The following is a 12097-nucleotide window of genomic DNA, read 5'->3' as shown; positions in this document are numbered from 1 at the left end:
GGCACACGGATAAGAGGAAACAACTGTGAGCGAGACCATCCGCGTACCCGACATCGGCAGTGGCGACGGCGAAGTCATCGAGCTGCTGGTGAAGGTCGGCGATACCATCGAGGCCGAACAGAGCCTGGTGGTGCTGGAGTCCGACAAGGCCAGCATGGAGATTCCGGCCCCCAAGGCCGGCAAGATCGCCGCCCTGCACATCAAGGTCGGCGACACCCTCAAGACCGGTGATCTGCTGATCGACCTGGAAGGCGAGGACGCCGCCAGCGGCAGCGAACCCGCCGCCGAGCCCAAGGCCGAGTCCAAGCAGACCCAGGTCGAGGAAAGCGAAACCCCGACGCCGGCCGGCGACGAGGACGCTTCGGCGTCCGCCCGCGAAGGCGAGTCCCAGGAAATTCACGTTCCGGACATCGGCTCCAGCGGCAAGGCCAGCATCATCGAGGTGGCGGTCAAGCCTGGCGACACCATCGCCGCCGAGCAGACGCTGATCACCCTGGAATCCGACAAGGCCAGCATGGAAATCCCCTCCCCCGCCGCCGGCGTGGTGGAGAGCGTTTCCGTCAAGGTCGGCGACGAAGTGGGCACCGGCGATCTGATCCTGGTCCTCAAGGGCGCCGCCAATGCCAAGCCGAGCAAGAGCGTCGAATCCAAGGCCGGCGACAAGCCCGCCAAGGAAGCCGCCGAGCCCGAGCTGCACGAGGAAGCCGCCGCCGAGCCGGCCGGTGAATCGGTCGAGGAGATCAAGGTCCCCGACATCGGCTCCACCGGCAGTGCCAACGTCATCGAGGTGCTGGTCAAGGCCGGTGACCAGGTCAAGGCCGAGCAGTCGCTGATCGTGCTGGAGTCCGACAAGGCCAGCATGGAAATTCCGGCGCCCAAGGCGGGCGTGGTGGAAAGCGTCGCCATCAAGGTCAATGACCAGGCCAAGACCGGCGATCTGATCCTGACCCTGAAGGTGGCCGGTGCCGCGCCCAAGCAGGCGGCCAAGCCGGCTGCCGGCAATGCCGCCGCCAGCGCTCAGGCATCCGAGAAGAAAGCCGAGGCTCCGGCCAAGGCCGCCGCTCCCGCCAGCGCCCCTGCCGCCGGCAAGGGCAAGAAGGTCCATGCCGGTCCGGCCGTGCGCATGGTCGCCCGGGAGTTCGGTGTCGATCTGGGCGAGGTCACCCCGACCGGTCCCAAGGGTCGCATCCTCAAGGAAGACGTCCAGACCTACGTCAAGGATCAGCTGCAGAAGAGCAAGGCGGCTCCGGCCGCGGCCGCGGGCGTCACCGGTGGCGCCGGCATCCCGCCGATCCCCACCGTGGACTTCAGCAAGTTCGGCGAGATCGAAGAGGTGCCGATGACGCGCCTCATGCAGGTCGGTGCCAACAACCTGCATCGCAGCTGGCTGAACGTGCCCCACGTTACCCAGTTCGACCAGTCCGACGTGACCGATCTGGAAGCCTTCCGGGTCGGCCAGAAAGCCGTGGCGGAAAAGGCCGGCGTCAAGCTGACCATCCTGCCGTTCCTGCTCAAGGCCTGCGCCCATGTGCTCAGGGAACTGCCGGACTTCAACGCCTCCCTGGCCCCCAGCGGCAAGGCGGTGATCCGCAAGAAGTACGTGCACATCGGCTTCGCCGTGGACACCCCGGACGGCCTGCTGGTCCCGGTCATCCGCAACGTCGACCAGAAGAGCCTCCTGCAACTCGCCGCCGAAGCCGCCCAGCTGGCGGAAAAGGCGCGGACCAAGAAGCTCAGCGGTGACGACATGCAGGGCGCCTGCTTCACCATCTCCAGCCTGGGTCACATCGGCGGTACCGGCTTCACGCCGATCGTCAATGCTCCGGAAGTGGCGATCCTCGGGGTGTCCAAGGCCAGCATGCAGCCGGTCTGGGACGGCAAGGCCTTCCAGCCGCGCCTGATGCTGCCGCTGTCGCTGTCCTACGATCACCGCGTGATCAACGGGGCGGCCGCCGCGCGCTTCACCAAGCGCCTGGGCGATCTGCTGGCGGAAATCCGCGGCCTGCTGCTGTAAGCCGCCACAGGATGGTAACGGCTTCCCGCTACCGTCTTCTGGTGTAGCGCAAGAACCCCGCTCAGGCGGGGTTTTTGCTGCCAGATCAACCGAAAGATCCAGGAAAAAGGTAGGATGGGCGCCCCGAGCGCCGCCCCTTGCATGGGTCGACCTCTATCGGGCAACCTTGACAGCCATCCCAGGGTGCTGGCGAGGCGGAGAGGAAAAAGGATTAATGATTTGTCTGTCCTTTCCGATAAACCTAGGACATCTTTCCGTCTTCACAAGGACGCGGACCCTCGCATGAGTATTCACTCCGATGCTGCCGATGCCGCGGTAGCCGATCAGGCGGGCGCGCTCAGCGCTCCTGCCCGATTGGGCTTGCTGCGTTTCGAGCGTCTGAATGAAGCCTCCTGGGCGATGCTCTATCTCGATTCCCGCTGTGAAGCCAGCCTTGGCCTGCCTGCCCAGGCGCTGTGCTCGCTCATCGATGCCCCCTATGCCAGCCTGATGGAGCCCAGCGTCCGTCATCGCCTGCACGAAGACATCCAGCTGCAACTCGCCGAGCACGGCAGCTATCAGGTGCGCTACCTGTTCCACTCCCCTGCGGCTCCGTACCAGGTGGTCGAGGTGGGCGAAAGCCTGCAGCGCCATGGCCGCCCCCTGCTGCGCGGCTATCTGCTGCGAGTGATGAACGACGACGGCCTGGCCGGCGAATGGGAAGCCCACAACCTGGCCCTGCGCTCCACCCTGGCGCTCCTGCAGGACAGCCAGGACCACAGCCAGCAACGGCTGGGGATGGCCCAGGCGCGGCAGACCCTGCTGCTCGAACTGTCCCGGCTGGCTCTGCGCCAGGCACCGGTCGACGACGAACTGGTACAATTGCTGCGCGCCGAGGGCCCGGCCGCCTTTGCCGCGGACGAACTCAGCCTGTGGCGTTACGAGGGCAATGGCCTCGTCACCCTGTGCAAGGAAGAGCGCCTGCCAACGCTGTGCAGCGACCATCGGCGCCGGTTGCGCGAGCAGGGCGTGATCGAAGACGCCAGTCAGGTGCTGCACCCGCCCCATACCGGGGGCGGAACGGCGCTGGACGTGGCGCTGCTGCATGACAATCAGCTGATCGGTCTGCTCTGCCTGCGCCGGGACCACGCGGCCACCTGGGAAGCCGAGGACGTCGCCTTCGCCCGCAGCCTGGCCGAGTGCCTGGCCGCCCTCCTCCAGCAGCCGGAGCGCCTGCCCAAGGTCGCCCATCCCCTGACCCGGGTGATGGAGGCCAGCAACGATGCCTTCCTGCTGCTGGATGCCAGCGGTTGCCTGGAGCACGCCACCGACAGCTTCGCGCGGATCACCGGCTACCCCATCGGCAAGCTGCAGGGCCTGCACGTCGAATCCCTGCCAGCCCTGGAAAACTGGGGCGAGCTGCTCTACGAAGCCTGGCAGCGGTTGGCGCACCAGGACAGCTGGCAAGGCGAACTGCGCTGCTATCGTCGCGACGGCGAGACCTACTGGGGCCAGCTGTCGCTGTCCAAGATCCAGCAGCCCAATGGCGACCTGCAGGGCTATCTGGGCATCTTCCAGGACACCAGCAAGACCCGCTTCGCCCAGCAGCACAACGACGAACTGGTGTTTCGCGACAGCCTCACCGGGCTGGCCAACCGCAGCCACTTCATCGCCCGCCTGGAAGCGCGCCTGGAGCAGTCCAGTCCAAGCCGCGAACACTCGCTGCTGCTGGTGGACGTCGACAATTTCAAGAGAGTCAACGACAGCCTCGGTCATCGCATCGGCGACCAGTTGCTGGTGGGTCTGGCCCGGCGCCTGCGCAGCGCCCTGGGCAAGGGCGCACTGATCGCCCGCATCGCCAGCAACGAATTCGCCGTGCTGCTCGAAGGCATGGATGCGGTCGCCGCTGACAGCCTGGCCCGCGACACCCTGGTGGCCCTGGATCCGCCACTCTATGTGGAAGGCCACCCGACCCTGATCAGTTGCTCGATCGGCCTGACCACCGCGCGGCCGCACGAGACCGATCCGCAGACCCTGATCAAGCACGCCGGCCTCGCCCTGCACAGGGCCAAGGCTACCGGCGGCCATCAGGTCCAGGTGTTCACCGAGGCGCTGATCGCCGAAGCCAGCAACAAGCTGTTCGTGCAGAACAACCTGCGCCGAGCCCTGGAACAGAACGAACTGCTGGTGCACTACCAGCCCAAGGTCTGCCTGAAACGCGCCAAGCTGCTCGGCCTGGAAGCCCTGATCCGCTGGCAGCACCCGGAAAAGGGCATGATCCGCCCGGACCAGTTCATCAGCATCGCCGAGGAAACCGGGCTCATCGTGCCCATCGGCAAATGGGTCATCCGCGAGGTCTGCCGCCAGCTGCATCGCCTCGACGCCGCCGGCTTCGACGATCTGCAGATCGCCATCAACCTGTCGCCCAAGCAGTTCACCGATCCCGACCTGGTGCAGTCCTTCGTCACCATCCTCGACGAGGAGGGCATCGCGCCCAAGCGTCTGGAGCTGGAACTGACCGAAAGCCTCCTGCTGGATGCCACCGACGCCACCCGCAACACCCTCGAAGCCCTCAAGCGCCTGGGCATGAGCCTGGCGATGGATGACTTCGGCACCGGCTATTCGTCGCTCAGCTACTTGAAAAAATTCCCCATCGACGTCATCAAGATCGACAGGAGTTTCATCAAGGACATCCCGGACAACCAGGACGACATGGAAATCACCTCCGCGGTGATCGCCATGGCCCACAACCTGCGGCTGCAGGTGGTTGCCGAGGGCATCGAGACGACCGAACAGCTGGCTTTCCTGCGCCACCATCGCTGCGATATCGGCCAGGGCTATCTGTTCGACAAGCCCATCCCGGCCGATCAGCTCGACGCCGCCCTGGCGCGTTACCTGCCGACGCGCTGACCCGCCGCGCGGACTCGACCCCGCTGCTGCGATTTTGCGTACACTGAGCTTTTCGCCTGGCCCTTTCCCACGAGGTATCCCATGGTCCTGCGTTCCGAAATCCTGACCAAGAAGACTCATCTGCCCGCCGCCGAGCAGGCCCTGCCCGGCCGGGAGACGGCCATGGCCGTGCCCGCGGCCCACTATGTCAACGGCAATCCGTTGCAAGGCCCCTTCCCCACCGGTCTGCAGAGTCTGGTGGTGGGCATGGGCTGCTTCTGGGGCGTCGAGCGGCGCTTCTGGCAACAGCCAGGCGTCTGGACCACCGCGGCCGGCTATGCCGGCGGCCATACCCCCAATCCGACCTACGAAGAGGTGTGCTCCGGCCTGACCGGTCATACCGAGGTGGTGCTGGTGGTGTTCGATCCGGCCCAGACCTCGCTGGAGGCGCTGCTGAAGATCTTCTGGGAAGCCCACGATCCGACCCAGGGCATGCGCCAGGGCAACGACGTCGGCACCCAGTATCGCTCGGCGCTGTATTACACCGACGACAATCAGCAGGAAGCCTTCGAAGCCAGCCAGGCCGCCTTCCAGGCCCAACTGGCCGAGGCCGGTTATGGCGAGATCACCACCGAGATCGCCCCGCTGCCGCCCTTCTACTACGCCGAGGCCTATCACCAGCAGTATCTGGCGAAGAATCCCAACGGCTATTGCGGCCTGGCCGGCACCGGCGTCTGCCTGCCGCCCAGCCTGGCGGTCTGATCCCGAGCCGCTGCCGCGGCTCTCTTTTGTCGGGCGTCGGCGGTAGAGCCGCCTCGATCCAACCTACGCCAACCTTTCCCGTAGGTTGGGTTGAGCGCAGCGAAGCCCAACAGCGCCGGGCCTCGCTATTCCGCGATCAGCCAGTCCAGCCGCCAGCTGCCTTCGCCCTGGGCCAGATGCTCGGCCAGCCAGGGCAGCAGGTCGCGCAACTCTTCTTCCAGTCCCCATGGCGGATTGACGATGGCCAACCCCGAGCCATTGAGCCGGGTGGCATCGTCCGCCGCACGGATCAGCAATTCGACATTGAGCAGCTTGGGCGCGCCGCTGGCCTGCAGACCGGCATGAAAGCGTCGGAGCTGGCGGCGATCCTTGATCGGATACCAGAGCATAATCACCGTCTGGCGCATCCGGCCGATGGCCTCCGCGACCGCCTTGACGCAACGCTCCAGCTCGTCGGCCTTCTCGAAGGGCGGATCGATCAGCAGCAAGGCCCGGCGTTCGGGGACCGGCAGCAGCGCCCGCGGCAGCAGCCAGCCATCCTTCTGATGCACCGCGACCCGGCGATCGCGAGCCATGTTTTCCTTGAGCAGGCGGCCATCCTCCGGGTGCAGCTCGTTGAGCAGCAGGCGATCCTGGGGACGCAGGGCCTGGCGCATCAGCTCGGGCGAACCGGGGTAGTAGCGCAGCGCGCCGTCGGGATTGAGCGCCGCCACCGCCTCGCGATAACCGACGAAGGCCGCCGGCGCGGACTCCAGGGCCCACAGCCGTCCGATGCCTTCGCGCCATTCGTCGGTACGACTGGCCTGATCGCCGGCCAGGTCATAGCGACCGACGCCGGAATGGCTGTCCAGATAGGCGAAGGGCGTCTCCTTGCGCGCCAGCAGCGCGGCCAGGCGCAACAGGGTGGCGTGCTTGAAGACATCGGCGTGATTGCCGGCGTGGAAGGCGTGTCGGTAATTCATGGGATACTCCAGCGTCAGCCCTACAGTGTACCGTCTTCCTCGGGCGCCAGCGGCGTCGCGCTTTGACACCCCGGCCACCCAGCGGGTTAAATCCCCAGGTTCTTCAATTCTTTACCCCAGGAGTCACGCTTGGACGCTGTCACCATCAACAGCTTGTTCTTGATCGGTGCGGTGCTGATCGGCCTGTCGATTCTGGTCAGCTCGATTTCCTCGCGGGTCGGCATCCCGATTCTGGTGATCTTCCTGGTGGTCGGCATGTTCGCCGGCATCGACGGTCCCGGTCACATCGCCTTCGACAACTATCCGATGGCCTACCTGGTGGGCAACCTGGCGCTGGCGGTGATCCTGCTCGACGGCGGCATGCGCACCCGGGTGTCGAGTTTCCGGGTGGCGCTCTGGCCGGCGCTGTCGCTCGCCACCGTGGGGGTGATGATCACCACCGGCCTGACCGGGGTCGCCGCCGCCTGGCTGTTCGATCTCAGCCTGCTGCAGGGCCTGCTGATCGGCGCCATCGTCGGCTCCACCGACGCTGCGGCGGTGTTTTCCCTGCTCGGCGGCCGGGGCCTCAACGAACGGGTCACCGCCAGTCTGGAAATCGAATCGGGCAGCAACGATCCCATGGCGGTGTTTCTCACCGTCACCCTGATCGAGATGCTCGCCAGCGGCCAGAGCGGCTTTTCCTGGAGCCTGCTCGGGCATTTCGTCAGCGAATTCGCCATCGGCGGGGTGATCGGCCTGGGCGGCGGCTGGCTGCTGCTGCAGCTGATCAATCGCATCCATCTCGCCGACGGCCTCTATCCACTACTGGCCATCAGCGGTGGCCTGCTGATCTTCGCCCTGACCAACACCGCCCATGGCAGTGGCATCCTCGCGGTCTACCTGGCCGGTCTGCTGATGGGCAATCTGCCGATCCGCAGTCGCCACGGCATGCTGCACATGCTCGACGGCATGGCCTGGCTGGCGCAGATCGGCATGTTCCTGGTGCTGGGCCTGCTGGTGGAGCCGCACAACCTGCTGCCCATCGCCCTGCCCGCCCTCGGCCTTGCCCTGTGGATGATCCTGGTCGCCCGCCCGCTGTCGGTGGCCATCGGCCTGCTGCCCTTCCGCGCCTTCCACGACCGGGAAAAGGCCTTTATCGCCTGGGTCGGGCTGCGTGGCGCGGTCCCGATCATCCTGGCGGTGTTCCCAATGATGGCCGGGCTGCCCCAGGCCCAGCTGTTCTTCAACGTGGCCTTCTTCATCGTGCTGGTGTCGCTGCTGGTGCAGGGCTCCAGCCTGCCGCTGGCCGCCAAGCTGCTCAAGGTGACGGTGCCACCGGAGCCGGCGCCTTTCTCCCGCGCCGGCCTGCAGGTCCATCCGACCAGCGAATGGGAGCTGTTCATCTATCGCCTGGGCGCCGAGAAATGGTGCATCGGCGCCGCCCTGCGCGAGCTGAAGATGCCCGAAGGCACCCGTATCGCCGCGCTGTTCCGCGGCGAGACCCTGCTGCACCCCTCCGGCAGTACCACCCTGGAAGCCGGCGACATCCTCTGTGTGGTCGGCCACGAGCACGATCTGCCGGCCCTCGGCCGGCTGTTCAGCCAGGCACCGCAGCAGACCCAGAGATTCTTCGGCGACTTCGTCCTGGAAGCCGACGCCGAACTCAGCGCCGTGGCCGCGCTGTACGGCCTGCAACTGGGCGAGGTGGACGGCAACCAGCGCCTCGGCAGCTTCATCACCCACGAGATCGGCGGCGAACCCATCGTCGGCGACCTGGTGGAATGGAATGGCCTGGTCTGGATCGTCGCGGCCATCGAGAACAAGCGCGTGCGCAAGGTCGGCGTGAAGTTTCCCGAAGGCCGCAGCAGCGGGCCCGCGCTCTTTCTTTAACGGTGGATGAACAGGGTTCGCGCCCTGGAAAGCGCTATCTTGCGCCCATGGCAGCCTGGCTTTAACCTCGCGCCTTTCCACTGCCCGACGCTCGCCGCATGCACCGCCTGTCCGCTCTGCTTCGCGCCGCCGCTCTCTGCGGTTGCCTGTTCACCCTTCCCGCCGTGGCTCAGGATTCCGGGCCGCCGGATGCCCAGCAGGTGCAGCAGAATCTGACCGGGCTGGCCGATCGCAAGCTGCCCGCCCCCGAGCAGAGCGCCGCCCAGGACAGTCTGCAGCAGACCCTCAAGCTGCTCGATCAGCGTGACCAGTACGTCAAGCAGCTGGCCGATCTGCGCCAGCAGCTGGCCCAGGCGCCGCAGCAGATCAAGGATGCCCAGCGGCAACTGGCGCGACTGCGCGCCGAGCCTATCAAACCGGCCGAACAGCGCTATGCCGGCGCCACGCCCCAGGCCCTGGAGCAGCGTCTGAGCGAGACCAGCCTGGCGCTCAACAGCGTGCAGGACGACCTCAATGCGGCCAACAGTCTGGTGATCAATGCCCAGACCCGTCCCGAACGCGCCCAGGTGGACATCGCCAATCTGCAGACGCGCCTGCAGCAGATCGCCGATCTGCTCAAGAACGGGCGCGAGAACGCCAAGCCAATTACGCCCGAGCGACGCGGTCAGTTGCTGGCGGAACAGGCGGCCGCCAATGCGCAGATCCAGCTGCTGCGCCAGGAACTGGGCGGCAACAGCGTGCTGCAGGATCTGGGGGCCATCCGCCGCGAACTCTTCACCGAACAGGTCAAGCGCTACGAGCAGGAGACCCTGGACCTGCAGACGCTGATCAGCGGCAAGCGCCGCCAGCAATCGGAAAAGACCCTGGCCGAAGCCTCCCGCGAATCGGAAAAGACCGCCGGGGACGATGTGCTGTCCCAGGAGACCGGGCTCAATCTGCAGCTGTCGGACTACCTGCTGCGCGCCACCGATCGCCTCAACGACCTCAACCGCCGCAATCTCGAGTCGCGTCAGCAGCTGGACCAGCTCAAGCAGACCACCGAGAACATGGAGCAGCAGATCGGCGTGCTCAAGGGCAGCGTGCTGCTGTCCAAGCTGCTCTATCAGCAGCGGGCGGCACTGCCCTCGGTCAAGGTCAACAAGGACCTCACCGACGACATCGCCGATCTGCGCCTCTATCAGTTCGAACTCAATCAGCAGCGCGCCCAGATCGCCAATCCGGAAGGCTACGTCGACAATCTGCTGGCCCAGCAGCCGCCGGAAAAGGCCACCCCGCAGCTGCGTCAGCAACTGCTCGACCTGCTCAAGACCCGCAGCGAACTGCAGGAGCGCCTCAACACCGAACTCAATGCCCTGCTCAGCGAATCCATCGATCTGCAGCTCAACCAGAACCAGCTGCGCAGCACCATCACCAGCCTGCGCGGCACCCTCGACGAGCAGATGTTCTGGATTCCCAGCAACAAGCCGCTGGACTGGAACTGGGTCAAGACCGCGCCGCGCAAGCTGCTGCAGCAGCTGCGCGACGTGCCCTGGGGCTCCAGCCTGCATGAACTCTATGTCGGCCTGGCCGAGCGCCCGCTGCTGCTGCTGCCGCTGGTGCTGGCCTTCGCCACCCTGATCTGGCAGCGCCCACGCCTCTATGGCCGGGTCCACAAGCTCAACCAGGACATCGGCCACTATCAGCGCGACAGCCAGTTGCACACGCCCCAGGCGATCCTGCTCACCATCCTGCTGGGCCTGCCGGCGAGCCTGGTGCTCTGGCTGGGCGGCGTGGCCCTGGAAGGTGACGAACGCGGGGTCAACGCCGCCATCGGCGCGGCCCTGCTGGAGATCGCCGCCGGCTGGCTGGTGTTCTACACGGTGTATCGCCTGCTGGCCTCCGGCGGCGTGGCCGAGACCCATTTCCGCTGGGCCCGGCCCCAGGCGCAGTCGTTGCGCCGGCTGGTCAGACGGGTGGGGCTGCTGGCCCTGGCGCTGATGGCGGTGGTGGCCATCGCCGAGCGCCAGCTGGCTGGCCTCGCCGACGACGTCCTCGGCATCCTCATCGTGCTGGTCGCCTATGCCAGCCTGGCCTGGATGCTCGGTCGCTCCCTGCTCAATGCCACCGCCCGCGAGCGCCTGCCGTTCTTCCGCCTGCTGCTCGGCCTGATGATCACCGCCATTCCGGCCGTGCTGTTCTTCGCCGTGCTCTTCGGCTACTACTACACGGCGCTCAAGCTCACCGATCGCCTGGTGGACACCCTCTATGTGCTGATGGCCTGGATCATCCTCGAAGCCACCCTGGCCCGCGGCCTGAGCGTGGCCGCGCGGCGCCTGGCCTACCAGCGCGCCATCCAGAAGCGCCAGGCGCAGCAGGAGGACGCCGAGGGCGTCGAGGTGGTGCAGGAGCCGACCCTGGACATGGAACAGGTCAACCAGCAGTCCTCGCGGCTGTTGCGCCTGACCCTGCTGCTGGCCTTCCTCGGCGTCCTCTACCTGGTCTGGGCCGACGTGGTGGCGGTGTTCTCCTACCTGGACAACGTCACCCTCTACCAGTACACCAGCGGCACCGGCGCCGCCGCCACCCAGGTCCCCCTGACGCTGCGGGTGTTCATCATCGCCCTGGTGATCGCCGGCCTCACCGTCGCCCTGGCGCGCAACCTGCCTGGCCTGCTGGAGGTGCTGGTGCTGTCACGCCTGAATCTGGCCCAGGGCAGCGCCTACGCCACCACCACCCTGCTGTCCTATGTCATCGTCGGCTTCGGCACCGTGACCACCCTGGCGACCCTGGGGGTGAGCTGGGACAAGCTGCAGTGGCTGGCCACTGCCCTTTCGGTCGGTCTGGGTTTCGGTCTGCAGGAGATCTTCGGTAACTTCATCTCCGGTCTGATCATCCTCTTCGAGCGCCCGGTGCGCGTCGGCGATCTCATCACCATCGGCAACGTGACCGGTACGGTGAACAAGATCCGCATCCGCGCCACCCATATCACCGACGCCGACCGCAAGTCGGTGGTGGTGCCGAACAAGACCTTCGTCACCAGCCAGCTGATCAACTGGACGCTGACCGACACCGTCACCCGTATCGTGCTGACCTTCGGGGTCAATCGCGGCAGCGACCTGGCCCAGGCGCAACAGCTGATCATGCAGGCGGTAAAGGAGAATACTCGCGTCCTGCACGACCCCGAACCCTCGCTGTTCGTCACCCACTATGGCGCCACCACCCTCGATCACGAATTGCGCATCTATGTCCGGGAACTGGGCGATCGCAGCGCCGCCACCGACGAGCTGATTCGCCGGGTCGACCAGCTGCTGCGCGAGGCCGGCATCAACCTGCTGTCGACGCCGCAGATGGAGATCACCCTAAAGAATCGTCACGGTGCGGAGAAACAACTGGGCAAAAAGCCTCTCCTATCTGAAGGGGATGCCCAGCAGGAGGCCGAGGATCCCAAGCCATCCAAGGCCTGACGGCCCCCAAGAGCCTGTCCATAATCTGCTGCGCGTCGGCCAAACTGCGTTAAAAATGGCTTCGGAATGCTCATTTACCACTCGTAAACTCGAGCGCGAGTCCGATCCGCTTCCTCCGCCATTTTCGCCTTATTTGGCTCTAGCTCGCGAGATTATGAACAGGCTCTACAGCCCCTGGG

General features: G+C 66.0%; 6 protein-coding genes. 5 read left to right on the top strand and 1 reads right to left on the bottom strand.

Features of this window, described 5'->3' with window-relative positions; genetic code table 11:
* Nucleotides 1-25: 25 nt before the first annotated feature.
* The 3 genes from aceF (at nucleotide 26) to msrA (ending at nucleotide 5644) form a co-directional block, all read left to right on the top strand.
* The gene (gene aceF, locus QE444_RS07285) at nucleotides 26-2014 is read left to right on the top strand and encodes a dihydrolipoyllysine-residue acetyltransferase (RefSeq protein WP_309737652.1); all 1989 of its coding nucleotides are present in this window, start codon (nucleotides 26-28) and stop codon (nucleotides 2012-2014) included.
* A 282-nt stretch (nucleotides 2015-2296) separates the two neighbouring features.
* Nucleotides 2297-4903, top strand: a complete 2607-nt coding sequence (locus QE444_RS07280) for a bifunctional diguanylate cyclase/phosphodiesterase (RefSeq protein WP_187978462.1) — start codon at nucleotides 2297-2299, stop codon at nucleotides 4901-4903.
* An 81-nt stretch (nucleotides 4904-4984) separates the two neighbouring features.
* The gene (msrA, locus tag QE444_RS07275) at nucleotides 4985-5644 is read left to right on the top strand and encodes a peptide-methionine (S)-S-oxide reductase MsrA (protein ID WP_187978461.1); all 660 of its coding nucleotides are present in this window, start codon (nucleotides 4985-4987) and stop codon (nucleotides 5642-5644) included.
* Nucleotides 5645-5769: 125 nt separating this feature from the next.
* On the opposite strand, the gene QE444_RS07270 is transcribed toward msrA, so the two are convergent.
* Complete coding sequence (locus QE444_RS07270; RefSeq protein ID WP_187978460.1) at nucleotides 5770-6606, bottom strand: 23S rRNA (adenine(2030)-N(6))-methyltransferase RlmJ; 837 nt, start codon at nucleotides 6604-6606, stop codon at nucleotides 5770-5772.
* A gap of 129 nt (nucleotides 6607-6735) precedes the next feature.
* Here QE444_RS07270 and QE444_RS07265 point away from each other — a divergent pair, with 129 nt between their 5' ends.
* Both QE444_RS07265 and mscK read left to right on the top strand, forming a co-directional pair.
* A complete protein-coding gene (locus QE444_RS07265) occupies nucleotides 6736-8475 on the top strand; it encodes a potassium/proton antiporter (protein WP_133862997.1) in 1740 nt (579 codons plus the stop codon).
* 98 nt (nucleotides 8476-8573) lie between these two features.
* The gene (mscK, locus tag QE444_RS07260) at nucleotides 8574-11918 is read left to right on the top strand and encodes a mechanosensitive channel MscK (protein ID WP_309737651.1); all 3345 of its coding nucleotides are present in this window, start codon (nucleotides 8574-8576) and stop codon (nucleotides 11916-11918) included.
* Nucleotides 11919-12097: the final 179 nt, after the last annotated feature.

It is taken from the genome of Pseudomonas sp. SORGH_AS_0199, assembly GCF_031453735.1.
Lineage (GTDB): Bacteria > Pseudomonadota > Gammaproteobacteria > Pseudomonadales > Pseudomonadaceae > Chryseomonas > Chryseomonas aestiva.
Note: the sequence above shows the minus strand (reverse complement) of the source record. Positions and strands in the feature narration are given on the sequence as shown.